The sequence below is a fragment of the Mesorhizobium sp. M0772 genome, from assembly GCF_040320135.1.
Taxonomy (GTDB): Bacteria; Pseudomonadota; Alphaproteobacteria; order Rhizobiales; family Rhizobiaceae; genus Mesorhizobium.
The window spans coordinates 1-26,372 of sequence record NZ_JAMYPB010000036.1 but is presented as its reverse complement, the minus strand read 5'-3'; the positions used below and the strand labels follow the sequence as shown (position 1 = coordinate 26,372).

The window sequence follows — 26,372 nt, the reverse complement described above, 5'->3', positions numbered from 1 at the left end:
AACGCGCTACTGCACCAGCAACAGTGTGCCGTTTTCGACCTGGTATTTTGTCAGCCGCTGCAAAAAGCTCATGCCGATCAGGTTGGTGCGCAGCGCCTTGTCGTCGAGGACCACGGCCTGGATGTTGTCGACGCTGATCTTGCCGATCTGCAGGCGGTCGATGTTGACCACAGCGGCCCTGATCGCGCCATTGGCGGTGTTGACCTGATGGCTGAAATCCGACGGGTTGAGCGAGATGCCGATGCGGCGCGCCGTCGAGGTGTTGATGGCGACCAACGTGGCGCCGGTGTCGATCATGCCGTCGACCTGGCGGCCGTTGAGCTTGAAGGCGGAGGTGAAATGGCCGCGCTCGTCGGCCGCCACCAGGACCTTGCGACCGGTGGGCAGCGGTGCGGCCGGCTTGTCGGGAACCGAGGCGAGGCTCAGCTCGGGCTGCGGTTGCGGCTTGCCGGCGACGGTCGACTTCAACAGGTTGTCGAGAATCTGCGGGTTCGACTGATAGACGATCGGGATCGATGCCGACGTTCCGGCGAACACGCCCAGAATGAGAAGCTTGCGCAGCATGAACGGACCTTCGTGAAGGCCCATTCTCGTGCGCACATGGTGTTTGCCGCTTTAACGCCAACCCGAAACCGCGGCTTTACGTAAACGGGCGGTAAACGACTGGATGCCAGCTGGCCTTGCCAGCCGCCGTCATTTGGTTCCGTACATGCGGTCGCCGGCATCGCCGAGGCCGGGCATGATGTAGCCCTTCTCGTTGAGCTGGCGGTCGATGGAAGCGGTAAAGACCGGGACATCCGGATGCGCCTTGGTGAAGCGCTCGATGCCTTCTGGCGCCGCCAGCAGGCAAAGGAAGCGGATGTTGGTGGCGCCGCGCTCCTTCAGCTTGTCGATGGCCGCGATGGCCGAGTTCGCGGTCGCCAGCATCGGATCGACGACGATCACCAGCCGGTCGGCGAGATCGCTCGGCGCCTTGAAGAAATATTCCACTGCCTCCAGCGTTTCGTGATCGCGGTAGAGGCCGACATGGGCGACGCGGGCCGCCGGAACTAGGTCAAGCAGGCCTTCGAGCAGGCCATTGCCGGCGCGCAGCACCGAGGCGAAGACCAGCTTCTTGCCCTCCAGCGTCGGCGCTTCCATGGTTTCCATCGGCGTTTCGATGGTCGTCGTCGTCAGTTCAAGGTTGCGGGTGACCTCGTAGCCGAGCAGCAGCGAGATCTCGCGCAGCAGCCGCCGGAAACCAGCGGTCGACGTCTCCTTCTTGCGCATGATGGTCAGCTTGTGCTGGACAAGCGGGTGGTCGACGACGGTGACGCCCTGCATGGGTTGCTCCAGTGAATGGTGAATAGTGAATAGTGAATAGTGAGCAGGTTTGCGAGTCCCGATGGATCGATCATTGCCGTTGACAGGCCGAAGCGCCGGCAAACCAATCACCAGTCACCAGTCACCTCTTCGCATCGAGCCGGGCAAGCAGCGCGCTTTTCGTCTTCCTGTCGACGAAAGCCGCCTCGATCGCGGTTCGGGTGATGGCGGCCAGCGCCTTTTCGTTCATGGCGAAATGCTCGGCGGCGATGTCGTATTCGCGCTTCAGCGAAGTCCAGAAATAGGGCGGGTCGTCGGAATTCAGGGTCACCTTGCAGCCGGCCGCCTGCAGGGCGGGGAAAGGGTGATCGGCGAAACTGTCGTAGACCTTGAGCGCGATGTTGGAGCCGGGGCAGCATTCAAGCACGATGCCCTCATCGGCGATGCGGCGCACCAGGTCGGGATTTTCGATGGCGCGCACGCCATGGCCGATGCGCGAGGGGCGGATGTGGTCGAGTGCGGCCTGCACCGTCTCCCAGCCGGTCAACTCGCCGGCATGGATGGTGATGCCAAGACCCGCTTCACGGGCGATCTCGAAAGCCCTGACATAATCCTCCATCTCGCCCATGCGTTCGTCGCCGGCGACGCCGAAGCCGGTGACCAGCGGATTTCCGCAGCGCGCCGCAAAACGCGCCGCCTGCTCGATCGATTCGACGCCGACATGGCGTACGCCGGTGACGATCATGCGGCCCTCTATGCCGGTCTTGGCTTTGGCGCGCAGCATGCCTTCGCCGAGCGCATCGGTGTAGGCCTTGGGCGACAGGCCGGCCCTGACGGCATGGTCGGGCGAGGTGAAGACCTCGGAATAGATGGCGCCGTCGCGGGCAAGGCTGGTCAGATAATGGTCGGCGAGGCGGGCATAATCCTCCTCGGAGCGGAACAGGTCGGCGGAAAAGTCGTAAGCCGCGAGGAAAGAGGTGAAGTCGTGCCAGACGAACGAGCCGTTCTGGATATAAAGCGAGGTGTCCTTGCCGTATTTCTGCGCCTGGCGGACGACGAGTTCGGGCGCCGCTGCCCCCTCGATGTGGCAGTGCAGTTCCGCTTTCAAAGGCATGCAGTTATCCCGTCTCATCAGTCCAGGCCGTAAAGCCCACCACCTGGAAGCGCGGCCGAACACCGCGCCTTAAACAATAGCGCCCGCACCATCGATCGGCTATGGTCCCGCCGGTTTTATGACGGATCAAAATAATGTCAGTTGAGAGAACCACGGCCGCGGGCGGCATGGAAACCTCCTATGGTTTCAAGAAGGTAGGGCCAGGCGACAAGCAGCCTCTGGTCAATGAGGTTTTCCACAAGGTGGCGAACCGCTACGACCTGATGAACGACCTGATGTCGGCCGGGCTGCACCGGCTGTGGAAGGATGCCATGGTGACATGGCTCAATCCGCCGAAACGTCCGGGCTGGAAAGTGCTTGACGTGGCGGGCGGCACCGGCGACATCGCCTTCCGCATTGTAGACGCCAGCCATGGCAACACGCATGCCACGGTGCTCGACATCAACGGCTCGATGCTCAGCGTCGGCCGTGACCGCGCGGAGAAAAAGCGCCTGTCCGGCAACACCGATTTCGTCGAGGCCAATGCCGAGGAACTGCCTTTCACCGATAGCACCTTTGACGCCTACACCATCGCATTCGGCATCCGCAACGTGCCGCGCATCGATGTCGCGCTGACGGAAGCCTTTCGCGTGCTGAAGCCCGGCGGACGGTTCCTGTGCCTGGAGTTTTCCGAGGTCGAGATGCCGCTGCTGGACAAAGTCTACGAAGCCTGGTCGTTCAACGCCATTCCGCAGATCGGCAAGATGGTGACGGGCGAGGGCGAACCCTATTCCTACCTGGTCGAATCGATCCGCAAATTTCCCAATCAGCAGAACTTTGCTGCCATGATCACCCGCGCGGGCTTCGAGCGCGTGTCGTTCCGCAACTATTCCGGCGGCATCGCAGCGCTTCATTCGGGCTGGAAGCTTTGAGGCCGGACAGTTTGCAGCAGCAGGGTAGACGATGAGCAGCGTCGGCGCCGCCTTTCGGCTCGCACGGGCCGGCTGGGTGCTGGTCCGCGAGGGCGTGATCGCAGCACTGCCGGGCGACGAACTCAGTGGCCTGCCGAAATTCGGCTGGCGCATGGCGCGGCTGTTTACCCGCCGCCGCGCGCTCGCTTATGAGCGCAGCGACCGGCTGGCCAAGGCGGTGGTCCGGCTCGGACCCTCTTATGTCAAGCTCGGCCAGTTCCTGGCGACGCGGCCCGATGTCGTCGGCAACGACATGGCGCTCGACCTCGCCATGCTGCAGGACAAGATGCACACTTTTTCGCAGGCGGAAGCGGTGGCGGCGATCGAGGGCTCGCTCGGGCGCAAGATCGGCGAACTCTATACGCAGTTCGGCGGGCCGGTCGCGGCGGCCTCCATCGCCCAGGTTCATCCCGCGCAAGCCATGCATGACGGTGTCGATACCAAGGTGGCGGTGAAGGTGATCCGGCCTGGCGTGCGCCGCCGCTTCTTCCAGGATCTCGAAAGCTATTTCCTCGCCGCCCGGCTGCAGGAGAAATACATCCCGTCGTCGCGCCGGCTGCGGCCGGTCGAGGTGACCGAGACGCTGGCGCAGACCACCAAGATCGAGATGGATCTTCGCCTCGAGGCGGCCGCACTTTCGGAACTGGGCGAAAACACCAAGGACGATCCGGGCTTCCGCGTGCCGTCGGTCGACTGGGAGCGCACCGGGCGCGATGTGCTGACCATGGAATGGGTCGACGGCGTCAAGATGAACGACATCGCCGGCCTCGCTGCGGCGGGGCACGATCTGAAGGCGATCGCCACCAACCTGATCCAGTCGTTCCTGCGTCACACGCTGCGGGACGGCTTCTTCCATGCCGACATGCATCCAGGCAATCTGTTCGTCGAGGCCAATGGCAATATCGTCGCCGTCGATCTCGGCATTGCCGGACGGCTCGGCAAGAAGGAGCGCCGGTTCCTCGCCGAAATCCTCTACGGCTTCATCACCCGCGACTATTTGCGCGTCGCCGAGGTGCATTTCGAGGCCGGCTACGTGCCTCGCCAGCACAATGTCGCGGCTTTCGCGCAGGCGATCCGCGCCATCGGCGAGCCGATCCACGGCCAGCCGGCCGAGACCATTTCGATGGCCAAGCTTTTGACGCTGCTCTTCGAGGTCACCGAACTGTTCGATATGGCCACGCGGTCGGAACTGATCCTGTTGCAGAAGACCATGGTGGTGGTGGAGGGCGTCGCGCGTACGCTCGACCCGGCCTTCAACATGTGGAAGACGGCCGAGCCGGTGGTCGGCCAGTGGATCGCCGGCAATCTCGGGCCGAGCGGCCTGCTGATAGACGCGCGCGACGGCGCCAAGGCGCTGCTGGCGCTCGCCCGCCAAGCGCCGGACCTTGCCGCTCGCACCGAGCGGCTGTCACGCGAGATCGATTTTATGGCGGAGCACGGCCTCCGCTTCGACGAGGCGACATCGCGCGCCATCGGCAAGGCCGAAGCCCGTTACACCCGCTCGGGCCGGCTGGCGTTATGGGTGATCGCGCTGACGCTGGTTTACATCGCGTGGAAGCTGCTCTGATCGCTTGCAACGCTAGCAATTGTGGTGCTAGCGTTGCAGTCGCGCTATTGATGTCGCGGAGCAAGTCATGGGCACCATTACTGTCCGCAATCTAGCTGACGACGTGAAGCAGAAATTGCGTGAGCGCGCTGCGGCGCGCGGGGTGTCGATGGAGGAAGAGGCGCGTGATGCGCTTGCCAAAAGCGTGCTGTCGGCGGAAGCCGGCATGCCCGAGAGCGAAACCCTCTATGCAACAATCCGCCGCTTGGTTGAGCCTCATGGAGGTTTTGACATCGATCTGCCCCAGCGTGGTCAATCCACAAAAACGCACAAAACCCTCGACGGCAAGCGCATCCTGCTGATCATCGGCGGCGGCATCGCCGCCTACAAGGCGCTGGACCTGATCCGCCGGCTGCGCGAGCGCGGTGCGGCGGTGCGCGTCGTGATGACATCGGCGGCGCAGGAGTTCGTCACCACGCTTTCGGTCGGCGCGCTTTCGGCCGACCATGTCTTCAGCGAATTGTTCGACCGCAATGACGAGCACGATGTCGGCCATATCCGCCTGTCGCGCGAGGCCGACCTTCTGGTAGTGGCGCCGGCCACTGCCGATCTGATGGCCAAGCTCGCCAACGGCCATGCCAACGATCTGGCCTCGACGGTGCTGCTCGCCACCGACAAGAAGGTGCTGATGGCGCCGGCGATGAACCCGAAAATGTGGTCGCATGCCGCGACGAGCCGCAACCGGGCGACGCTCGCCAAGGATGGCATCGCCTTCGTCGGCCCGGCCAAGGGCGAGATGGCGGAAAGCAACGAGGCGGGCGAGGGCCGCATGGCCGAGCCGCTGGAGATCGTGGCAGTGATCGAGGCACTGCTCGACAGCAGGCCGAAGCCGCTGGCCGGCCGCAGGATCATCGTCACCTCGGGGCCGACGCATGAGCCGATCGACCCGGTGCGCTACATCGCCAACCGCTCTTCGGGCAAGCAGGGCCATGCGATTGCGGCAGCGCTGGCAAGACTGGGCGCGGATGTACGCCTGGTCTCCGGTCCGGTCAGCATTGCCGATCCGGCCGGCGTTGTGACGACGCATGTGGAGACCGCGGCCGAGATGAAAGCGGCCGTCGAGCAATTGTTGCCGGCGGACGCCGCGGTCTTCGTAGCTGCCGTCGCCGACTGGCGCACCGCTGGCACGGCCGGCGAGAAGATCAAGAAGGTGGCGGGCCAAGGCCCACCGGCGCTGCAGATGATCGAAAACCCCGACATTCTCGCCAGTGTTGGTCATCACGGGCAACGGCCGGGGCTGGTTGTCGGCTTCGCCGCCGAGACGCAGGACCTGATTGCCAACGCCGAGGCCAAGCTGAAGAAGAAGGGCGCCGATTTCATTGTCGCCAACGATGTCTCGCGTGAAAGCGGCGTCGGCCCCACCGGCGTCATGGGCGGCGACCGCAACAAGGTGCGCATCGTCTCGAAGGACGGTGTCGAGGAATGGCCTGAGATGGGCAAGGACGAGGTGGCGGCGCGGCTCGCCGCGCTCATCGCCGAGCGTTTGCAAGCCTGAGCGGCCGCCGGTTCCGCAATCGGGCAGGCCATGGTCTTGCAGGCAGCCTTGTGGCCGAGGGCATTTGACGCCGACAGCGCCGGCGGAATGCTGTCGCCAAATTCTCGATCCGCCGTGCCCTCAGCCTGTCGCCAATTGCGGCCGGCGTGCCGCCAAAGCCATCTTCAACGCCGCCAGGCAACCGACAATGCCAAGTGGCACGAAGGCCAGGTACAGCCAGCCGGCGACGTGCGCTGCTGCCTCGCGGTTCAGCCCGTCCGAAAAGCCGCTGGCATTGGCGATGATGCCGGCCATGGCGGCGCCCACGGCGTAGCCGATGCGCTGCATGGTCGGCACGGCGGCCGAGGCGATCGTCTGCTCGCCGTCGCGGGCCGAGGCAACGATGATGCGGGTCAGGAAGGGCCATGACACGCCGAAGCCACCGCCTTGCAACAAAGCGCAGAGCAGGATCACCGGGATCGAGCCGGCGGGGATGGCATAGGCGAAACCGGCGAGGCCGGCTGCAATCATCAGCGCGCCGATGACGAGGATCTGCCGTTCGCGCTGCAGCGGCGCATTGGCGACGGCGATCGACAGGATTGACCAGGCGATCGATTCGGCGGCGATGATGTAGCCTGTGGTCAGGATCGGGATGCCGTGCAGCGTGGTAAGCAGAAGCGGCCCGTAGATGGAAAAAGAGACCGTCGCCACCGAGAAGGCGGCAACCATGGTCATGCCGCTGCCGACCGGCGAGCGCCATGAGAACAGGCCCGACGGGAACAGTCGCGATTGCGGCTTCATGGCGTCGACGAAAACGAACAGCGCCAGGCCGGCGAGGCCGAGGACCAGCAGCAGCGACGATCGAAGCAAGGCGAGGTCGACGCCTGCGGTGGCGATCAGCACGACGGCGATGGCGAGGCAGCCAAGTGCTGCCAAGGGGAAGGGCGGCGAGGTGCCGGCGGCGGCTTGCGGCTTCGTCGCTTCCGGCGTGTTCAGGACGATGAAGCTTGCCGATGCCATGGCGATGCCACCCAGCACGAAGACGCCGAAGGCCCAGCGCCAGGACAGGAGCTCGACCATGATCGCGCCGAGCATCGGGCCGCTGAAGGCGGCGACGCCCCAGATCGCCGACATGATGCCGAACAGCTGTGGCCAGATGCTGCGGTTAAACAGCCGCTCGACCGAGACGAAGGCCAGCGACACCAGCGCACCGCCGCCGAGACCCTCGACCAGACGGCCGCCAAGAAACACCGGCATGGACGGCGCGGTGGCGCAGATCAGTGCGCCCACGGCATAGAGCAGGGCGGCGACCGTGACGTTGGAGCGTAGAGCGACATAGCTGACCAGCCGCCCGGCCGCTGCGCCGGCGACAATGGCGCCGAGCTCGTAGACGGCCAGCGACCAGCCGACGAACTGCACACCGGCGAGGTCCCCGACCATGGCCGGCATGACCGTCGCCACCATCGTCTCGTTGGTGGCGTGCAGCAGGATGCCGAGGCTGATGAAGCAGAAGCGCGCGAGGTCGCCGCTTGCCCACAATGCCCGCCAGTCGACCTTGTTGCTGGTGATTTCAGTCATTCTTTTACCCTGCCTTTGCATATCTCGATGCCGGCGCATGGCGCCAGAAGCCAGGCGGGCTTTCCGGCGGGGCCATGCGCGCTGTTTCAGTCAGGCGAGTTGTAAAACCTCAAGCGCAGTTGAGCTCAAGTGGCTTTTTATCGAAGTGCAAACGGTCGAGATTGGCCGGAAGCCTCTCCGCTTGATGCGCCGGTCAGTTCTCAATGCTGCGCAGCTGAAACTGGCTGACGCCGATCGCAATGTTGATACCGGTCTGCGTCTGCAGGCTGAGCGGCTGCAGGGTGAAGGCCTGCGAGGAGCCGCCGACCAGGAGATTGGCGCCGGCGCCGACCGCCGCGGTCACTTCGGCGCTGGCGCCGATATAGTCGCCGGCCAACGCGCCGGGCGCATAGATGTTCCTCAGCGGCGTCAGCACCAGCCATTGCATGACGGTCTGCTTGGTGGTGCCGATGTCGAGCCCGTATTTGTTGACGGCGCCGAAATAGGCTTCCGGCGAAAAGCTCTTGTCGGCCGGCGTGAAGGTGCAGCTCAGATCCTTGCTGGAGCCGAAGATGAAGCCGGTGCCGCCGCCGATGGCGCAATCGAGCACACCGAGTTCGATACCCTGGCCTTGCGCTTGGGCCTGGGCGGTACAGATGATGGTGATAGCGGCGGCGATGGCTGGTTTCAGCACGGCGGATCCCCCAAAAAGCATGCGGCGCGAAACAGTAACCTGTTCCGCGCCGCGCGTAGAGGGATCAGTCGATCCTTATTTGCCGATGCTTATTTGAACGAGTGGATCAGCTCCAGGGAGGTTACGGCGACCGCTACATTGACGCCGGTCTGCGCCTGGACGCTGAGCGGCTCCAGCACAAAGGCGCCGTCCAGCCCGCCGACCAGCAGATTGGCGCCGCCGCCGGTCACCACGCTCGCCTCGGCGTTGACGCCGTAATAATGGCCGGCAAGGTCGCCCTCGTCATGGCCGCGGGTGGCGGCCAGAACCGCCCACACCAGCTGGCCCTGATGCGTCTGGCCGAGATCGACGCCGAGCTTGGAGATCATCCCCGTGTATTTCTCGGACGGCCCATGGTGATAAGGGCGGAACGTGCAGTCGACGCCCTTGTTCGACGTGATGACGTAACCGACGCCGCCGTCGATGGTGCAATCGAGCGTGCCGAGCTGAAGCTTGCCGGCGCTGGCGGGAACGGCAAGCAGCGTCGTGGCAAGTGCCGCGGCACAGATGATTTTCTTGATCATGGATCAGTCCTTTCGAAAAATGCCTTCAACAACGGTTGAATGGCCCGGAGCGTTCCGCTGAAAACTTGGCGCGATCAAGGCAGGGGTTAACGCTTTGCCCCCGGTGGTTAAGATTGGGTGATAGTGGGGTTTTCTGGATACGCAATCTCAAGGGGAAGCGCTCTGCGCTTTCCCTTGGGAGAAACCGCTCACGCGGCGCACTGCATCAGGAATAGAACGTTGTTATAAAAGGCCGCCGATGGCGGCGCGCCGGCGGCCTCGCACCCCGCGGGGGCGCCCGCGGTGCGCGCCACGCCGGCCGTGGGCGGCGGGGTGGTCGGGTCGAGATGGACGGCTTCGCGGTAGGCCTTCGAGGCCTTGACCTTGTCGCCGCGGCGCTCGTAGATCAGCGCCTGGTTGGACCAGGCTTCGGCGTTCTTGCCGTCGAGCTTGATGGCCATGTTGAAGTCGGAGAAGGCGTTGTCCTCGTCATTCATGGCGAGATAGGAGAGGCCGCGGCCGTTATAGGGTTCGGCCGCGTCCGGCGCCAGGGAGATGGCGGTCGAGAAATCCTCGATGGCAAACTTGTGCTGGCCCTGGCTTTGATAGATCAGGCCGCGATTGTGATAGGCGCGGGCATCCGTGGTGTCGAGCTGGATCGCCTTCTGGAAATCGTTGAAGGCCTGCTGGGTCTGGCCGGCCTTGCGATAGAGGTTGCCGCGGCCGATATAGGCGGCGTCATAATTTGCATTGATCTGGATCGAGCGGTTGTAGTCGGCAAGGGCGGCCGCCTGGTTGCCGAGGAAGCGCTGGATCAGTGCCCGGTTCGAATAGGCCTGGTAGAAATTCGGGTTGAGCTGGATGGCGGTGTCGAAATCCTTCAGCGCCGCCTGGTACTGGCCGCCACGGCCATAGGCCGAGCCGCGCACATTGTAGCCTTCCGGATCCTGCGGATTGCGCTGGATCACCGCCGACAGCGAGGAGATGTTCTCGCTTGAGCCTTGCGCCTTGTCGATGTTGTTGAATTCGCCGGTCGGAACGCTCTGGCAACTGGCAAGCACCAGGCCGGACATCAGGGCTGCCGCCAGGGCCAAACCGCGCATTGTGGTTTTGCGCTCTACGCCGATTGCGTTCATGTCTGCCCTGTCCTCACTTCAGCCGCGCCGTCCAGGTCCCCCTCCGGGCCGGGTCACAGATTGTCGTAACAAAATCTAGAACGCCGTTTGCGCGTTCAAGGGAACGGCCTCTAACAGAATGGCGGCGCTCCAAACAAAAAGGTGGCGGCGATTCCGCATCGCGCCACCTCAGAGTATCCTTCGAAAAGGACGAAAAATTGGCGTCAGAACCGCGGTGGACGCGGAGCACCACCAGGACCACCGGCGGCGCCGGCAGCAACCGGGCGCGGCGTCATCGGCAGCAGGCCTTCGCGCTGGGCGCGCTTGCGGGCCAGCTTGCGGGCGCGGCGAACGGCTTCGGCCTTTTCACGGGCGCGCTTCTCGGAAGGCTTCTCGTAATGGCCGCGCATCTTCATTTCGCGGAAAATGCCTTCGCGCTGCATCTTCTTCTTGAGAGCGCGAAGCGCCTGATCAACGTTATTGTCGCGGACGAGTACCTGCACGGGCAATCCTGTCTTTCGGGTTTGATATCAACAGGCAAGTGGCCATAGCCACATGCCTCCGCGGCGCTTTACACCACGAATTGTGGCGGCTGATAGCAGAATCAGGCCGCGCTGTCCACACTGGAAATGAAGGACAACCGCCAATTTGCCACGGCAGCCCCGAGATAGGGCGCCAACTAGGCGCTGGCCAGATGGAGCCGTGCGAAATCCTCGAAGAATTCGCCGTAATCGCAGGTAATTTCCTCACCGGCTGATATATCTCGGGTGGCCGTGGCGCCGCCATATTGCGAAAAATCCGTGTTCGGCCGCTCGGCGTGGTTCATGAAGCGGCCATTATCGACTTCATAGACCATGAAGCCGGGACGGTCGGGGCTCGGATAGGCATAGCGGTCGAGCAATTCCTTGAGGTGCGGCGGCGCCGCCTCGTATTTGTCCATCGGGATCAGCCGGTCGAAATCCGGATCGAGCCGCCATATCGAGGCGCCCTTCCTGATCGGCTCGGCGGCGAACACGCCGACGCCTTCGATTGCGCTCTGGGCGACATAGGTCCTGATCAGCAGCATGTCCGTCCTCCTCACCCGAAACCGAATCGCCAAATCGCGTGGAAAAAGCAAGTCCGGTTTCGGGTTCTATGGCTGATCGGCGCGGGCGATGACCCGCGAAATGCTTCACGTCCGGGTGATCGAGACGCCGCCATCGGCAAACAGCGCCGATCCTGTGGTGAAGCTCGACGCATCCGATGCCAGGAAGAGCGCAGCGCGGGCGATCTCTTCAGGCACAGCGACACGTTTCAAGGCATGCAGGTTTTCCACGAAAGCGCGTGATTCCGGCGTCTTGAATGTTGCCGACGGCGTGTCGGTGCCACCCGGCATCAGCGCGTTGACCCGCACGCCCCTGGGGCCGTATTCGGCGGCCAGCACCTGCGTCAGGCCGATCAGTCCGGCCTTGCTCGCGGCATAGCTGGTCATGCCCGGCATGCCGACTGTGTGACCGACGAAGGTCGAGGTGAAGATCAGCGATCCGCCGCCGCGTTCGACCATCGCCGGCACCTGGTATTTCGCGCCGAGAAAGGCGCTGGTCAGATTGGCGTCGAGCGTCTCGCGCCATCCGTCCAGCGACAGTTCCGAAATCGGACCCATCGTTCCGACGGAGCCGACATTGTTGAAGGCGATATCGAGCCCGCCGAATTTTTCAACGGCGAGATCGACGAGGGCTTTTGCATAGGCTTCGTCGCGGACATCGCCGGCAAGCGCGACTGCCGTGCCGTCGGCGTCCTCGATTTCGACGACCAGCGCATCGAGTTCGGCCTGGCGGCGGGCGGCGATGACGACCCTGGAGCCTTCTTCGGCGAAGAGTTTTGCGGTGGCGCGGCCGATGCCGGAACTGGCGCCGGTGACGATCGCTATTTTATTGGTGAGTGCGAACATTTTTTACATCCTTTCATCGCGCCGGCTGTGCCGGCAACCGGGATGTTGATCGCAGTTCGGGACGGTGCTAGCCACCCGATACGTGCTCGACTTGCTGAATGGCTTCGCAGCGGCACAAGCGCCGCGCGCCGGACTATTGCTTCAGCAGCCAGCTGAGGCGGTCGAGCGAAAATGCGTAGCTGATGGCGATGAGCAGCGTGATGACAACGCCCGTGGTCGTGTGACCGGCGGCATAGAATCCGGCTGCACCGCCAAACAGGATGGCCAGTTCAAGCACCAGCCTGACTGCGCCTGGTACAGGAACCGGCGCGCGTCCGGACCGGCTCGGATCGCCGCGCACCGCGAAGGTTCCCCACAGCGCAGCTGCAATGAACGGCAAGGCCAAGGCGAAGAGCCAGCGCCACCATCCGCCGGAGAGGCTCCAGCCGGCAAAGCCGAGGCCAAGCAAGGCGGCAAGTTCCAGCAGGAAACGCAACGTCAGATTCCACCAGGCGTTGCCCATATTCGTCCTCCAGAGTCTCGCGATCGCCAGTGTGTCCGAACGCAGCCATGCCTGCCAGCCCGGGCAGGTCTTTTCCACCGCGGCGCAAAACGGCAAGCGCCGTCGCAAACAGCGCAAGGGTGGAAGCGCCGTTTCGCTAGTGATACACCTCGCGCGCCGGGGCTGCGTAAAATACCCCACCGCCATTTGCGAGGCTGGAACGTTGAAAAAATATTCGGTATTCGCCATCGCCCGCGAGGCCATGCGCGGCCACAAGGGCTGGGAGGAACAATGGTCCTCGCCGGAACCGAAGAAGGAATATGACGTCATCATCGTCGGCGCCGGCGGTCATGGCCTGGCCACCGCCTACTATCTCGCCACCGTTCACGGCATCACCAATGTCGCGGTGCTGGAAAAGGGCTGGCTGGGCGGCGGCAACACCGGGCGCAACACCACCATCATCCGCTCCAACTACCTTTACGACGAGAGCGCCGGCATTTACGACCATGCGCTGAAGCTGTGGGATGGGCTCTCCCAGGAACTCAACTACAACGTCATGTATTCGGCGCGCGGCGTCATGATGCTGGCGCACAATGTGCACGACATCCAGGTGCTGAAGCGCCATGTCCATGCCAACCGTCTCAACGGCATCGACAATGAATGGCTGACGCCTGAGCAGGCGAAGGAATTCTGCCCGCCGCTCAACATTTCCAGGCAGGCGCGCTATCCCGTCGTCGGCGCCGCCTTGCAGCGGCGAGGCGGCACGGCGCGTCACGATGCGGTGGCCTGGGGCTATGCGCGCGGCGCTTCGGCGCGCGGCGTGCACATCATCCAGAATTGCGAGGTCACCGGCGTCAAGCGGGCGGCCAATGGCGCGGTCATGGGCGTCGACACGACGCGCGGCTTCATCGGCGCCAAGAAGGTCGGCGTGGTGGCTGCAGGCCACTCCTCGGTGATCATGAACATGGCCGGCGTGCGCATGCCGCTGGAAAGCTATCCGCTGCAGGCGCTGGTGTCGGAGCCGGTCAAGCCGGTGGTGCCGTGCGTGGTTATGTCGAACACGGTGCACGCTTACATCTCGCAGTCCGACAAGGGCGAGCTGGTGATCGGCGCCGGCACCGACCAGTATGTCTCCTATTCGCAGACCGGCGGCCTGCATATCCTGCAGCACACTCTCGACGCCATCTGCGAGATGTTCCCGATCTTCACCCGCATGAAGATGCTGCGCTCGTGGGGCGGCATCGTCGACGTGACGCCCGACCGTTCGCCGATCCTGGCCAAGACGCCGGTGCCCGGCCTCTACGTCAATTGCGGCTGGGGCACGGGCGGCTTCAAGGCGACGCCCGGCTCAGGCCATGTCTTTGCCCACACGATTGCCAAGGACGATCCGCATCCTATCAACGCGCCCTTCACCATCGAGCGCTTCCGCACCGGGCGCCTCATCGACGAGGCAGCAGCGGCGGCGGTGGCGCACTGATGATGGTGGAACTGGCTGTAGCGGTGCCGCTGGTGCTGGCGGGGGAGCAGGACCTGTTCCATTTTCCGTCACCGGACGAGGTGCGGACGCAGCCGATCAGCCGCGCCGGCAACGAAGCCAATTGGCCGTTTTCGATCGACGCCGGCATTCTGGGATGCGTGTGGAGTGGTGGCCAGAAGGTGGTCATCTTCATGGAGAACAGGCCCTCCGATCTCGGCGAGGACGACACATTCGAGCCGCGCAGCGTCATCGTGACGACCGATCCGTTTCAGCTCACGATCGGCAACATGGCGTATCGCGAGCTGTTTCGCCCCGCCGCAAGCGTGGAGGAGCGCATTCGGCTCGTCGCGCCTTTTGCGGCGATGGGCCAGAGGCTTTGCAACCAACCGGCCGGCGCGCATGTCGGCCACGGCGAATTGTAGGAACGAACAGAATGCTTCTCATCCGCTGCCCCTATTGCGAGGAAGAGCGCCCGGAGCTCGAGTTCCGTAACGCCGGCGAGGCTCATATTGCGCGCTCGGCCAACATGGCGGGCGAGAGCGACGACGATTTTGAAAAGTTCTTCTTCATCCGCTCGAACCCGAAGGGCATCATCTATGAGCGCTGGCGCCACATCCATGGCTGCGCGCGTTTCTTCAACGCGGTGCGCGACACCGTCACCGACAAGTTCGTCATGACTTACAAAGCCGGCGAGCCGAAACCGTCCAAGCTGCCCAAAAACTCCAACGAAATGGCTTCCAAATGAGCGGCGCGTTCCGCATTCCGAGCGCCGGCCGTCTCAGCCAGGCCAAGACCGCGCGGTTCTCTTTCGACGGCCAGTCTTACACCGGCATCGAAGGCGACACGCTGGCCTCGGCGCTGCTTGCCAATGGCGTGCATCTGGTGGGACGTTCGTTCAAGTATCACCGTCCGCGCGGCTTCCTGTCGGCCGGAGCGGAAGAGCCAAACGCGCTGGTCGAGGTCAAGCGCGACGCCGCGCGCAAGGCGCCGAACATCCGCGCCACCGTGCAGGAACTTTATGACGGGCTTGTCGCCCAATCTCAGAACCGCTGGCCCTCGCTCGCCTTCGATGTCGGCGCGGTCAGCGATCTGGCATCGCCGCTGTTTTCGGCCGGCTTCTACTACAAGACCTTCATGTGGCCGAAGGCAGCCTGGAAGAGCCTCTACGAGCCGAAGATCCGCGCCGCGGCCGGCCTCGGCGTTTCGCCTGACAAGCCAGATCCCGACCATTATTCGTCGCGCTATGCGCATTGCGACGTGCTGGTGCTGGGCGGCGGTGCGGCCGGCATTGCGGCAGCGCTCGCCGCTGCCGAAACCGGCGCGCGTGTCATCCTCGCCGATGAACAGGCCAGCTTCGGCGGCAGCCTGCGCTTCGAGAGCGGGGCGAAGATCGACGGCCAGGACGGTTATGCCTGGGCGCAAGGCGCGGTGGCCAAGCTCACCGCCCTGGACAATGTCCGCGTTTTGTCGCGCACGACGGCGTTCGGCTACTACGCGCAGAACTTCGTCGGCCTGGTCGAGCGGGTCAGCGACCATCTGCAAAACCCCGGCCGCGATTTGCCGCGCGAGCGCCTATGGCAGGTACGCGCCAAGCGCGTGGTGCTGGCGACCGGCGCCATCGAACGCCATATCGTGTTTGCCGACAATGACCGGCCCGGCATCATGCTGGCCTCGGCGGCGCGGACTTATCTCAACCAGTACGGTGTCGCGGTCGGCAAAAATGTCGGCGTCTACACCGCCAATGACTCGGCCTACTCCGCCGCGATCGACCTGAAGAAGGCCGGCGTCAACGTGGCGGCGATCGTTGACCTGCGCGACCATCCGACCGGACCTGTGATCGACGAGGCGAGAGCGCTCGGCATCGAGGTCAATTTCGGCCGCGCGGTGATCCGCGCCGGCGGCAAGTTGCGCGTGACCTCGATGACGGTTCAGCCGAAGAATGGGGGCGGCGAGCGCACCATTCCGGTCGATGCCGTCCTGATGTCGGCCGGCTGGACGCCATCGGTGCATCTGTTCTCGCAGTCGCGCGGAAAGGTCGCGTTCAATGACGAGACCAAGCGCTTCGTGCCGGGCATCTATGCGCAGGACTGCGTTTCGGTCGGCGCCTGCAACGGCACGGATGGGCTGTCGGCGTCGATCGACGAAGCCTATGCGGCCGGCGCCAAGGCGGCGAAGGATGCGGGCGGCAAAGTGGCCAAGGGCGTTAAGCCGAAGGTCGACGCGTCGGAAAGCTGGTCGCGCGGCATGCTGGGCGCGGCGCCCGGCGCCGGGCCGGACAAGACGGTCAAGGCCTTCGTCGATTTCCAGAACGACGTCACCGCCAAGGACATCCGCCAGGCGGTACATGAAGGCATGCGCTCGATCGAGCACGTCAAGCGCTTCACCACCAACGGCATGGCGACCGACCAGGGCAAGACCTCCAACATGCACGGCCTGGCGATTGCCGCCGAGACGCTTGGCAAGCCGATCCCCGAGGTCGGGCTGACCACGTTCCGCGCGCCCTATACGCCTGTCACTTTCGGCGCGATCGTCAGCCATTCGCGCGGTCCGCTGTTCGACCCGACACGCAAGACCGCGATCCATCCCTGGGCCGAAGCGCAAGGCGCGGTGTTCGAAGATGTCGGCCAGTGGAAGCGCGCCTGGTATTTCCCCAAACCCGGCGAGGACATGCACAAGGCGGTCGACCGCGAATGCGTCGCTGTGCGCACCAATGCCGGCCTGTTCGATGCCTCGACGCTGGGCAAGATCGAAGTGGTCGGACCGGATGCGGCCAGGTTCATGGAACTGCTCTACACCAATCCGTGGGAGAAGCTTGAGCCCGGCCGCTGCCGCTATGGCATCATGCTGCGCGAGGATGGTTTCATCTATGATGACGGCGTCGTCGGCAGGCTGGCGCCGGACCGTTTTCATGTGACGACCACGACGGGTGGCGCGCCGCGCGTCATGAACCATATGGAGGACTATCTCCAGACCGAGTTCCCGCATCTGAATGTCTGGCTGACCTCGATAACCGAGCAATGGGCGGTCATCGCCGTGCAGGGGCCGAAGTCGCGAGACATCATTGCACCGCTGGTCGAAGGCATCGACATGTCGGACGAGGCGCTGCCGCATATGTCCGTGCGCGAAGGCAAGATCAGCGGCGTGCCGACCAGGCTGTTTCGCATGTCGTTCACCGGCGAGCGCGGTTTTGAAGTCAACGTGCCGGCCGATCACGGCCAGGCTGTCTGGGAGGCGCTGTGGGCCGAAGGCCAAAAGCATGGCGCGACTGCTTACGGCACCGAGGCGATGCACGTGCTGCGCGCCGAAAAGGGCTACATCATCGTCGGCCAGGACACGGACGGCACGGTGACGCCGAACGATGCCGGGCTCGACTGGGCGGTCGGCAAGAAGAAGACCGACTTCGTCGGCATCCGCGGCCTGACGCGGCCCGACCTTGTCGCCAAGGGCCGCAAGCAACTGGTCGGCTTGAAGACCAAGGACCCGAAAGTGGTGCTTGAGGAAGGCGCGCAGATCGTCGCCGACCCGAAGCAGGCGATCCCGATGAAGATGATCGGTCACGTCACATCCAGCTACTGGTCGGAAAATTGCGGTCGCTCGATCGCGCTGGCGCTGGTTGCCGGCGGCCGCGACCGGATGGGCGACACGCTCTATGTGCCGATGCCGAACGGGGTGATCGAAGTGGAGGTTACCGGCATGGTGTTCTTCGACGAGACGGGAGGGCGCCTCAATGGCTAAGGCTGCTGCAAAGAAGACGGCCCCAGCTGCAGCGCCGTCGGTCGAGCGCCGCCCGGCCCTGGCTGGACGCGTCCTTTCCGCAACGGATGTCAAGGTCGAAGTTCTGCCGCCGGCGGAGCGCATGTCGCTGCGCGCGCCGCAGGCTTCCGTCGCCGCGCTATCGAAGGCGCTCGGGCTCACCTTGCCGAAGCAGCCGAAGACCTCGGCGGCCAAGGGTGGCCGCACGGCGCTGTGGCTCGGACCGGACGAATGGTTTGTGATCGACGAAGCCGGCAAGGATCCGCTTGCCGACTGCGCCAAGGTGACCGCATTGCATTCGGCGGTCGGCATCTCGCACCGCAACGTCGCCTTCGCCGTCACCGGCCCAGCGGCGGCCGCCGCGATCAATGCAGGCTGCCCGCAGGATTTGTCGCTCGAGGCTTTTCCGGTGCGCGCGGCGTCGCGCACCATTCTCGGCAAGTGCGAAATCCTGCTGCTGCGCACGGCAGCCGATGCCTTCCGGGTCGAGTGCTGGCGTTCCTTCTCGGACTATGTCTTTACTTTCCTGTCGGAAGCAGCCAGCGACGCGGCGGCGTAGGAACGTTTGACGGGTCAAGCCGTTCTGCTTCCCTCATTAGGGAGAACATACGATGCCGTCGAAAGCGCCGCCGAAGTCAGCTGGCAAGACGTCCGCCGTGCGCTCACTCGAACATGAGCAGCATCACGAGGTGACTGCCGAAGAGGAACTCGAGGAAGGCCTCGAGGACACGTTTCCGGCCAGCGATCCGGTGTCGATCACCTCGACCGCCATCCCAGGCGCGCCGACAAGACCCGGCAAGGCCAAGACGGTGCCGGGTCGCAAACCGCGCAAGAAATAACCCGTTCGGCTACGCCAGGTTTGAACTCAGGAAAAGCCGGCTTGCGCTGAGGAAATGGGGGCGCTGAGGAAAAAACGGGCGGCCGGGATTATCCTGCCGCCCTTAAGTTAGTCGTTGTGCTGTGGTCGAGCCCGATCAACTTAGAACGTGCTCGGCACGATCCATGGGTTGATCTCGATGCCGAGACGCGGGCTCTTGGCCTTGACGTCGGACTTTTCGACCGAGCCGGTCACGGCGCAATCGAGCTTGGCATTGGTCGTGGTGTCGACGCAGGTGGCGGCGGGGGCCTGCTTGGTCGAGTGTGTGTTGTTGGCGGCGAAAGCCGAGCCGGAGAGAGCCAGCACGGTGGCGAGGGCGAGAAGCGTCTTGTTCATGTCGGTCTCCATCGGTTAAACTTTTTTCGTACATGTACGATACAACGTACACATACGTCCACCGAGATGGGTTTTCAAGTCGAAAAACGTACGCGTACGACAAATTTTTTTGAATGCCGAAAATTGCGGCGCACTGACACAGCCGAAGCTGTCAGGCCGGACGTTGAATTGGAGGGGCGGGGATGCTCAGCAGTCGACCGGGGTCTCGGTCAGCGGCGGCACATTCTGGGTGCTGAGCGTGGCGAGTGTGAAATCGCACATCCGCGTCACGAAAGCCTGTGGATCGCCAAAGGGGTAGAACGGGAACGTGATCAAAAGCGAGATGGTGCCGTGGCCGACTGCCCAAAGCATGGTGGCGATGGCGCGCGGATCGCCCTGCAGCTTGCCTGCAGCAACGCAGGCCTCGACCCTGGATATCAGCGCTTTCATCGCCGGGTTGGCCTCTTCCATGTCCTCATAGCTTCTGCCTTCCGGCAGCTTGGTCTTTTCGGTCATGAACACGGTGCGGTATTCGTTGGGATTGCCGAGCCCGAAGGCAGCATATTCGGTCATCACCGCACGCAAGGCCTCGATCGGATCGTCGGAAGGATGCTCCTCGATGCGGCGGGCAAGTGTTTCGAAGGCATCCTCGGCCAGCGCAAACAGGATGTCTTGCTTGTCGGCGAAGTAGGAATAGACCGACATCGGAGCATAGCCGACCCGCTTGGCCAACTTGCGGATGGTCAGGCCTTCATAGCCCTCTTCCTTGACGAGCTTGTGGGCTGCGTCGAGCAGTTCGGAACGCAGTTCGGCCTTTTGTTTCTCGCGGCGTTTCTGGACGCTCAGTGGCAAGATCCGGTGCCTTTGGTTGGTTGTGCATGACTAAATATATACGCTGTACGGAAACGGGCAAGGGCGCTGTCAGGGACATCAAAAAGCGACCTCAAGCTTTCTCTCGAATAGTCGTGCCCGTTCTGGTCCATTTCGCCAGCATCTATGTCACAGCATGTGTAACCTGGGCGCACGCAGGCAACATCGGACTGTTACAAACAAAGCCTATTTGGCGGCTCTGCAAGAAATTTCGGTTTTGGGGGGCCTCTATGGCTGCGATAGAGCTTTCGTCCGGGCTGCCGGGCGCACATCCACTTTCTCATGGCGCAAGGCTGGCGCTCAGGCGAGTCGTGATAGTCGCATGGCTGGCGATCGCAATCGGCTTCGCCATGGAAGCGCTTATTCTGACTGCCGGATTTGCGGCAGGTTCGCACCCGGCCCCGACCCAGGTTCTGATCGACTTGGCGCAAGGCGTGACCTGGTCATTCTTCGTCTGCGCCGGTGTCAGCCTCGGCACGGCGATCACCAAGGTGCGAGCCTCGCTTGGCGGCCTGATCGCCATGATCTCGGGGCCGCTGGCCATGGGCATCGCCAAAGGTACGCAAAAGGTGATGGTGAGCGCGCTTGATGTATCGGCAAAGCCCGTGATCCTGTCGCTCACCACGCTCGGTATGTTGCGGGCGATCGAGTATGGTTTGCTGGGCTGGATGCTGGCTTCGCTGGCATCCAAGGAAGAACCTCGCTCGCTGCATTTCATGCTGGCGGGTGCCTTGGCCGGCGCGGTGTTCGGCGGCGGGATCACGGCGCTAACGATCGAGACTGCCGCAGCCAAGGACATTGCGCTGGCATTGCCGCAGGCTGTCGCCACCGGCCTCATTGAGATCGTGTTTCCGATCGGATGCTCGCTGGTCGTCTACATCGCCCTGCAAGTCAGCCGGCACATGAAGTTCATTTCCAGCGATGCGCGCTAGAGCAGGATGATTTCAGGTCGAATTGACCTGAAATCTGAATCCGGCTCTTAAATCAAATAGATAGAGCATGATGTCGTCCGAAAACCGCTTCACACTTTCGGCATCATGCTCTGTCTACAGACGGTGATCGGTTTGCGTCCTGTTTCCAGGCCGGTTGCCACCACCTCCGTGTGGGCTTGCTCCCCGGTCGGGGAACGAAACTGATCCGATCTGTCATCAAATCCCGCCGACCACGATATCTCATTGTCGAGTCAGGTTCGGTCGATCAGGTTGGCGGCAAGGTGCGACAGCAGCTTCACCGCTTCACCATAGGTCTTGGCCTTTTCGGGGTTGGAGGCGTTGCCGTCCAGCGCCCGCTTGTAGACGCCCTGGCAGATGGCAGCCAAACGGAAGAAGGAGAAGGCGAGGAAGAAGCTCCAATTGTCGATGCCGGCCAGCCCGCGCCGACGGCAATACGCCGCGACATAGGCTTCCTCCAAGGGCAGGCCGAGGGCGGCGCGGTCGACGCCGCCAAGGCCGCGAAAGCCCGAGGCGTGCGGCAGGCGCCATTGCATGCATTGATAGGCGATGTCGGCGAAGGGATCGCCGAGTGTCGACAGTTCCCAGTCGAGCACCGCCAGCACTTTCGGCTCACTGGCTGCGAAGATCATGTTGTCCAGCCGGTAGTCGCCATGCACGAGGGATATCCGGCCGTCATCGGCCGGCATATGCGTCTCCAGCCAGGCGATCAGCCGGTCCATGTCGGCGACCGTGCCGGTCTCCGAGGCGCGGTACTGGCTGGTCCAGCGTGCCAGCTGGCGTTCGAAGTAATTGCCGGGTTTGCCGAAATCGCCGAGCCCGACCGCCTCGACATCGACATCGTGCAGGGCCGCCAGCGTGGCGTTCATAGCATCGTAGAGGGCGGCGCGCTCATCGTTGCCAGCGGCCTCCGGCACTGCCGGATCCCAGAAGATGCGGCCGTCGAGAAAATCCATGACGTAGAACATGCGGCCGATCGGCGTCGCCTCCGCCGACAGATGCAGCATCGCCGGCACCGGCACGGCGGTGCCGGCCAGCGCCTTCATGACCGTGAATTCGCGGTCGACCTGATGCGCCGATTTCAGCAACTGGCCCGGCGGCTTGGCGCGCAGGACATAGCGGCCGCTGGCCGCGGTCAGCAGATAGGTCGGGTTCGACTGGCCGGATTTGAATTTTTCGATGGAATGAAGCCCGGCAAAACCCGGGATGTGCGCCTCGAGATAGGGCGCTAGTGCCGTCTGGTCCAGCGCGTTGGCGTCGCCGCTCATGCGGTCTCCGGCTCACGCTCGATCAGCGTCAGCGTCAGCCAGCGCGCCGTCAGCGCCGGCTTCTTCGAGCCTTCGATCTCGATGGTCACGTCATGCGCCGTCTGCACCCAGCCCGACGGCCTGACCTTGACGTCGGCCAGCACGAAGCGGGTGCGGATGCGCGCGCCGGTCTTCACCGGCGCCAGGAAGCGCAGCGAATCGAAACCGTGGTTGACGCCCATCTTGCCCTTTTCCAGCGGCGGCATGGTCTCGAAGGTCATCGCCGAGAGCAGCGACAACGACAGGAAGCCATGCGCGATGGTGCCGCCGAACGGCGTCTCGTTTTTGGCCCGCTCGGGGTCGCAATGGATGAACTGGTGGTCGTCGGTGGCGTCGGCGAACTGGTCGATCATGGTCTGTGTGACCTCGCGCCATGGCGAGACGCCGACTTCCTTGCCGACGCTGGCCAGAAGCACATCGAGACTGATCGGTTCCACTGCGGTGTCCTCCCCTCGCCGCCGACCGCGGCTCATTCCTTGAACAGTGTCAGCCCATGCTGCACCGACTGCCCGCCGTCGATCGGCAGGATGGCGCCGGTGACATAGGAACCGGCACGGCTGCACAAATAGAGCGTTGCGCCGCCGATGTCATCCGCCACGCCGATACGGCCGATGGGGACATGGCTGCCGACATGTCTGGCCTTTTCTTCGGTGCCGGTGGCAAAGGCGGTCATCCGGCTCTGGAAGGGGCCGGGGGCGAAGGCGTTGACGGTGATGCGCCGCGCCGCGAGTTCGATCGCCAGCGTGCGCGTCAGGTGGTGAACGGCGCCCTTGGACGCGGTATAGGAATAGGCGTCGTCGGCCAGCGGCTGCGTGCCCATCACCGAGCCCAGATTGATGACGCGGGCCGGATCGGCATCGCTCGCGGCGGCTTCCAGCAGCGGCAGCAATTCGCGCGTCAGATGGAAGACGGCGGTGACGTTGACGGCGAACACCTTGGCCCAGCCGCTATAGGGAAAATCCTCCAGGGAGGCACCCCAGGATATGCCGGCATTGTTGACGAGGATGTGCAGCTTCTCAGTGCGCGCCTTGACCTCGCCGACCAGCGCGGCAATGCCTGCTTCGCTCGAGACGTCACCGGCGAAACCTTCGGCACTGCCGGAGCCGCCGAGCCCGTTCAACTCAGCGGCGACCTTGATGCAATCCTCGCCCTTGCGCGAGGCGATCATCACGGTAGCGCCGGCTTGGACCAAAGCGGTCGCCACCATGCGGCCGATGCCGGTCGCGGCTCCCGTCACCAGCGCTGTCTTGCCGGCGACTGAGAACAGTTCTTCCAGATAGCTCATCGCAATTCCTCCGCGCCTCTCTGCTCACGGTCTGGGGCGAAAGGGCTCGCGTTGACAAGGCTACCCGAAGTACGGTCATCCTTGCCACGGGTAAAGTGCCCCAGATGCGTGAAAGGGTTGGAGACCGATGGCGGACATGAATCTCGGCATGACCGAGCGGCTGAAGCCGATCCACGCCCGCGTCGCCGCCATGGTGCGCGACGAGATCATGCCGCTCGATCATGAGTTTTTGAGCGAGGTCGGCAAGGGCGGCGACCGCTGGGTCTACACCGCGCGGCAGACCGAGATCCTCGAAGGGTTGAAGAAGACGGCCAAGGAGCGCGGTCTGTGGAATTTCTGGCTGACCGGGTCCGAGCGCGGCTACGGGCTCTCGACCGTTGAATATGCCTATCTCGCCGAGGAGATGGGCAAGGCGCATCTCGGCGCCGAGACCTTCAACTGCTCGGCGCCCGACACCGGCAATATGGAGGTGCTGGAGCGCTATGGCTCGGAGGATCACAAGCAGGCATGGCTGGCGCCGCTGCTCGAGGGGAAAATGCGCTCGGCCTATCTGATGACCGAGCCGGACGTCGCTTCCTCCGACGCCACCAACATCGCCATGCGCTGCGAACGGCGAGGCGACGACTATGCACTCAACGGCGAGAAATGGTGGGCGTCGGGGGCCGGGGACCCGCGCTGCGCCATCTACATTGTCATGGTTCGGACCGGCGGCGAAGCCGAGCCGCAGCACCGCCGCCATTCGATGATCTTGGTGCCGTCCGGTACCAAGGGCGTGACCAAGCTGCGGCCGATGCAGGTTTATGGCGACGACGACGCGCCGCATGGCCACATGCATCTTCGCTTCGACAATGTGCGGGTGCCGGCCGGAAACCTGATCCTCGGCGAGGGCAGGGGGTTCGAGATCGCCCAGGGGCGGCTTGGCCCCGGCCGCATCCACCATTGCATGCGCGCCATCGGCCAGGCCGAAATGGCGCTGGAGCTGCTGTGCCAGCGCTCGGTGCGCCGCGAGGCCTTCGGCCAGCCATTGGCCAAGCTCGGCGCCAATTTCGACATCATCGCCGAGTGCCGCATGGAGATCGAGATGGCGCGGCTGCTCTGCCTCAAGGCGGCGTGGATGATCGACCAGGGCGATGCGCGCGCAGCCGCGCCCTGGATCAGCCAGATCAAGGTCATCGCACCGCGCGTCGCGCTCAAGGTCACCGACGAGGCAGTGCAGATGTTCGGCGCGCAAGGCATCAGCCAGGACACGCCGCTGGCACGCTCATGGACGCATCTGCGAACCCTGCGCCTCGCCGACGGGCCGGACGCCGTGCACCGCCGGCAGGTGGCGCGCACGGAGCTCAGGAAATACACGCAGGAAAAGGTCTGAGTGGATGAAAACCCTCATCGCCTGCGATCGCGCCGCTCGGCCACCTCGTCTATGCCGACAATCTGAAGGAGCTGGGTCGGCTGGCATCGCGCCGGCAAGGTTCGGCCGGTCATCGAAGGCACTTATCCGCTGGCCGATGCCGCCGCAGTGCTGACGCGCGTGCTTGGCCGTGGCGCATCCGGCAAGCTCATCCTCAAACGTTAAGGAGCCCCGCCATGCCGATACCTTCAGACATGAGAGCACTGCTGCTGACCGGCGACGGCTACACCAGGACGCCCTCCGGCAGCGTGCTGGAGGCGATGGAGCCGTATGTCAAGCTGGGCAGCATCGGCGTGCCGACGCCCGGACCGAGCCAGGTGCTGATCAAGGTCAGCCTCGCCTCGATCAACCCGTCCGACGTCATGTTCATCAAGGGCCAGTACGGTCAGCCGCGCGCCAAGGGCCAGCCGGCCGGCTTCGAGGGTGTCGGCACGGTCGTTGCCAGCGGCGACGAGCCCTATGCGAAAAGCCTGATCGGCAAGCGCATCGCCTTCACCACAGGCGTCGCCAATTGGGGCGCGTGGGCGGACTATGCAGTTGCCGAAGCTGCCGGCTGCATTCCGCTGCTCGACACGGTCCGCGACGAGGATGGCGCGGCGATGATCGTCAACCCGCTCACGGCGCTCGCCATGTTCGACATCGTCAAGGAGACGGGCGAAAAAGCCTTCATCATGACCGCCGGCGCCAGCCAGCTTTGCAAGCTGATCGCGGGTCTCGCCAAGGAGGCTGGGTTCCGGCCGATCGTCACCGTGCGCCGCGACGAGCAGATTCCGCTGTTGAAGGAGATCGGGGCTGCCCATGTGCTCAACGAGAAGGCGCCGGATTTCAAGGCAGCACTACGCGATGTGGTCAAGGCCGAGCAGCCGCGCATCTTCCTCGATGCCGTGACCGGGCCGCTGGCCTCGGCGATCTTCGACGCCATGCCGAAGCGCTCGCGCTGGATCATCTATGGACGGCTCGATCCGGACACCACTGTCATCCGTGAGCCCGGCCAGATGATCTTCCAACACAAGCACATTGAAGGCTTCTGGCTGGTCGAATGGATGCGCCAGTTCCGCGACAAGCGCGGCCCGGCGATCATGGAAGCACAGAAGCGCTTTTCGGATGGGCGCTGGTCAACCGACGTGACGGCGGTGCTACCGCTGGATGAGGCGATGGCGAAGGCCCCGGCGGAGCTGGCCAAGCCGAACGGGAAGGTGTTTATTAGGCCGTGACTTTCTACCCTCCCCCTTGTGGGGAGGGTCGGCGCAAACGGCAATTTTGTGGTTTGGGGGGGGGGGGGGGGTGGGGTGGAGCTCGGGTTTTTGCGGGGGGGGGGGGCCGGCGGGGTTTTGGGGGGGGCCCCCCCCCCGCGGCCGCGGGGGG

The 26,372-nt window shown here is 63.9% G+C and carries 27 protein-coding genes and 1 pseudogene; 12 read left to right on the top strand and 16 right to left on the bottom strand.

The window, feature by feature from the left end:
- Positions 1-6 precede the first annotated feature (6 nt).
- The 3 genes from NKI06_RS21685 to NKI06_RS21675 form a co-directional block, all read right to left on the bottom strand.
- On the bottom strand, positions 7-564 hold the full coding sequence (locus NKI06_RS21685; RefSeq protein WP_352666774.1) for a TIGR02281 family clan AA aspartic protease: 558 nt from the start codon (positions 562-564) through the stop codon (positions 7-9).
- A gap of 129 nt (positions 565-693) precedes the next feature.
- A complete protein-coding gene (upp, locus tag NKI06_RS21680; protein ID WP_023671129.1) occupies positions 694-1,323 on the bottom strand; it encodes a uracil phosphoribosyltransferase in 630 nt (209 codons plus the stop codon).
- Positions 1,324-1,444: 121 nt separating this feature from the next.
- On the bottom strand, positions 1,445-2,416 hold the full coding sequence (locus NKI06_RS21675; RefSeq protein ID WP_023804686.1) for an adenosine deaminase: 972 nt from the start codon (positions 2,414-2,416) through the stop codon (positions 1,445-1,447).
- Between the two features lie 134 nt (positions 2,417-2,550).
- Here NKI06_RS21675 and ubiE point away from each other — a divergent pair, with 134 nt between their 5' ends.
- From ubiE to coaBC, 3 genes are all read left to right on the top strand, one after another.
- Positions 2,551-3,327, top strand: a complete 777-nt coding sequence (gene ubiE / locus NKI06_RS21670; protein WP_352987053.1) for a bifunctional demethylmenaquinone methyltransferase/2-methoxy-6-polyprenyl-1,4-benzoquinol methylase UbiE — start codon at positions 2,551-2,553, stop codon at positions 3,325-3,327.
- 31 nt (positions 3,328-3,358) lie between these two features.
- Positions 3,359-4,933: a 2-polyprenylphenol 6-hydroxylase gene (gene ubiB, locus NKI06_RS21665; protein WP_352987052.1), complete on the top strand. Its 1,575-nt coding sequence runs from the start codon at positions 3,359-3,361 to the stop codon at positions 4,931-4,933.
- A 67-nt stretch (positions 4,934-5,000) separates the two neighbouring features.
- The gene (coaBC, locus tag NKI06_RS21660; protein WP_352987050.1) at positions 5,001-6,467 is read left to right on the top strand and encodes a bifunctional phosphopantothenoylcysteine decarboxylase/phosphopantothenate--cysteine ligase CoaBC; all 1,467 of its coding nucleotides are present in this window, start codon (positions 5,001-5,003) and stop codon (positions 6,465-6,467) included.
- A gap of 120 nt (positions 6,468-6,587) precedes the next feature.
- Here coaBC and NKI06_RS21655 read toward each other — a convergent pair whose 3' ends face one another.
- The 8 genes and pseudogenes from NKI06_RS21655 to NKI06_RS21620 all read right to left on the bottom strand — a co-directional run bounded on the left by NKI06_RS21655 (position 6,588) and on the right by NKI06_RS21620 (position 12,786).
- On the bottom strand, positions 6,588-8,024 hold the full coding sequence (locus tag NKI06_RS21655; protein WP_352987048.1) for an MFS transporter: 1,437 nt from the start codon (positions 8,022-8,024) through the stop codon (positions 6,588-6,590).
- Between the two features lie 193 nt (positions 8,025-8,217).
- Positions 8,218-8,697: a DUF992 domain-containing protein gene (locus NKI06_RS21650; protein ID WP_023671135.1), complete on the bottom strand. Its 480-nt coding sequence runs from the start codon at positions 8,695-8,697 to the stop codon at positions 8,218-8,220.
- Positions 8,698-8,786: 89 nt separating this feature from the next.
- Positions 8,787-9,260, bottom strand: coding sequence for a DUF992 domain-containing protein (locus tag NKI06_RS21645; protein WP_023671136.1), 474 nt, complete (start codon positions 9,258-9,260; stop codon positions 8,787-8,789).
- 278 nt (positions 9,261-9,538) lie between these two features.
- Positions 9,539-10,375 (bottom strand): annotated as a pseudogene (locus NKI06_RS21640) (tetratricopeptide repeat protein); the annotation flags it as partial.
- Positions 10,376-10,578: 203 nt separating this feature from the next.
- On the bottom strand, positions 10,579-10,857 hold the full coding sequence (gene rpsU / locus NKI06_RS21635; protein ID WP_023671138.1) for a 30S ribosomal protein S21: 279 nt from the start codon (positions 10,855-10,857) through the stop codon (positions 10,579-10,581).
- Between the two features lie 176 nt (positions 10,858-11,033).
- Positions 11,034-11,420 (bottom strand): SET domain-containing protein, encoded by a 387-nt coding sequence (locus NKI06_RS21630; RefSeq protein ID WP_023671139.1) that lies wholly within the window; start codon positions 11,418-11,420, stop codon positions 11,034-11,036.
- Positions 11,421-11,525: 105 nt separating this feature from the next.
- Complete coding sequence (locus NKI06_RS21625) at positions 11,526-12,284, bottom strand: SDR family oxidoreductase (RefSeq protein WP_352536166.1); 759 nt, start codon at positions 12,282-12,284, stop codon at positions 11,526-11,528.
- A gap of 133 nt (positions 12,285-12,417) precedes the next feature.
- Positions 12,418-12,786, bottom strand: coding sequence for a YrdB family protein (locus tag NKI06_RS21620; RefSeq protein ID WP_352987046.1), 369 nt, complete (start codon positions 12,784-12,786; stop codon positions 12,418-12,420).
- Positions 12,787-12,988: 202 nt separating this feature from the next.
- Between NKI06_RS21620 and NKI06_RS21615 the strand changes: the two genes are divergently transcribed.
- The 6 genes from NKI06_RS21615 to NKI06_RS21590 are packed head-to-tail and all read left to right on the top strand — an operon-like array spanning position 12,989 to position 18,834.
- A complete protein-coding gene (locus NKI06_RS21615) occupies positions 12,989-14,242 on the top strand; it encodes a sarcosine oxidase subunit beta (protein ID WP_023683196.1) in 1,254 nt (417 codons plus the stop codon).
- Positions 14,242-14,664, top strand: coding sequence for a hypothetical protein (locus NKI06_RS21610; protein ID WP_023671143.1), 423 nt, complete (start codon positions 14,242-14,244; stop codon positions 14,662-14,664). Before NKI06_RS21615 ends, NKI06_RS21610 begins: the two co-directional genes overlap by 1 nt.
- An 11-nt stretch (positions 14,665-14,675) precedes the next feature.
- Positions 14,676-14,987: a sarcosine oxidase subunit delta gene (locus tag NKI06_RS21605; protein WP_023683197.1), complete on the top strand. Its 312-nt coding sequence runs from the start codon at positions 14,676-14,678 to the stop codon at positions 14,985-14,987.
- On the top strand, positions 14,984-17,977 hold the full coding sequence (locus NKI06_RS21600) for a sarcosine oxidase subunit alpha (protein ID WP_352987044.1): 2,994 nt from the start codon (positions 14,984-14,986) through the stop codon (positions 17,975-17,977). Before NKI06_RS21605 ends, NKI06_RS21600 begins: the two co-directional genes overlap by 4 nt.
- Positions 17,970-18,554 carry a sarcosine oxidase subunit gamma gene (locus tag NKI06_RS21595; RefSeq protein ID WP_352987042.1) on the top strand — a complete coding sequence of 195 codons (585 nt, stop codon included), beginning with the start codon at positions 17,970-17,972 and terminating at the stop codon, positions 18,552-18,554. The genes NKI06_RS21600 and NKI06_RS21595 overlap by 8 nt, the downstream gene beginning before the upstream one ends.
- A 52-nt stretch (positions 18,555-18,606) precedes the next feature.
- Positions 18,607-18,834, top strand: coding sequence for a hypothetical protein (locus tag NKI06_RS21590; protein WP_352909581.1), 228 nt, complete (start codon positions 18,607-18,609; stop codon positions 18,832-18,834).
- A gap of 140 nt (positions 18,835-18,974) precedes the next feature.
- Here NKI06_RS21590 and NKI06_RS21585 read toward each other — a convergent pair whose 3' ends face one another.
- Complete coding sequence (locus NKI06_RS21585; RefSeq protein ID WP_023671148.1) at positions 18,975-19,208, bottom strand: DUF680 domain-containing protein; 234 nt, start codon at positions 19,206-19,208, stop codon at positions 18,975-18,977.
- A 186-nt stretch (positions 19,209-19,394) separates the two neighbouring features.
- Entirely contained in the window at positions 19,395-20,039 is a 645-nt protein-coding gene (locus tag NKI06_RS21580; RefSeq protein WP_023671149.1) for a TetR/AcrR family transcriptional regulator, read from the bottom strand.
- Between NKI06_RS21580 and NKI06_RS21575 the strand changes: the two genes are divergently transcribed.
- Positions 20,033-20,989 (top strand): hypothetical protein, encoded by a 957-nt coding sequence (locus NKI06_RS21575; RefSeq protein ID WP_352987040.1) that lies wholly within the window; start codon positions 20,033-20,035, stop codon positions 20,987-20,989. The genes NKI06_RS21580 and NKI06_RS21575 overlap by 7 nt on opposite strands.
- Before the next feature lie 251 nt (positions 20,990-21,240).
- Here the strand turns inward: NKI06_RS21575 and NKI06_RS21570 are convergent, their stop codons facing one another.
- From NKI06_RS21570 to NKI06_RS21560, 3 genes are read right to left on the bottom strand one after another with little or no spacing between them, the layout of a single operon-like run.
- On the bottom strand, positions 21,241-22,275 hold the full coding sequence (locus NKI06_RS21570) for a phosphotransferase (protein WP_352987035.1): 1,035 nt from the start codon (positions 22,273-22,275) through the stop codon (positions 21,241-21,243).
- On the bottom strand, positions 22,272-22,787 hold the full coding sequence (locus NKI06_RS21565; protein WP_280791431.1) for a MaoC family dehydratase: 516 nt from the start codon (positions 22,785-22,787) through the stop codon (positions 22,272-22,274). Before NKI06_RS21565 ends, NKI06_RS21570 begins: the two co-directional genes overlap by 4 nt.
- A complete protein-coding gene (locus NKI06_RS21560) occupies positions 22,784-23,599 on the bottom strand; it encodes an SDR family oxidoreductase (RefSeq protein ID WP_023671153.1) in 816 nt (271 codons plus the stop codon). The genes NKI06_RS21565 and NKI06_RS21560 overlap by 4 nt, the downstream gene beginning before the upstream one ends.
- Before the next feature lie 127 nt (positions 23,600-23,726).
- Here NKI06_RS21560 and NKI06_RS21555 point away from each other — a divergent pair, with 127 nt between their 5' ends.
- Positions 23,727-24,968: an acyl-CoA dehydrogenase family protein gene (locus NKI06_RS21555; RefSeq protein ID WP_352544928.1), complete on the top strand. Its 1,242-nt coding sequence runs from the start codon at positions 23,727-23,729 to the stop codon at positions 24,966-24,968.
- A gap of 215 nt (positions 24,969-25,183) precedes the next feature.
- Positions 25,184-26,221, top strand: a complete 1,038-nt coding sequence (locus NKI06_RS21550) for a zinc-binding dehydrogenase (protein WP_352987033.1) — start codon at positions 25,184-25,186, stop codon at positions 26,219-26,221.
- Positions 26,222-26,372 lie beyond the last annotated feature (151 nt).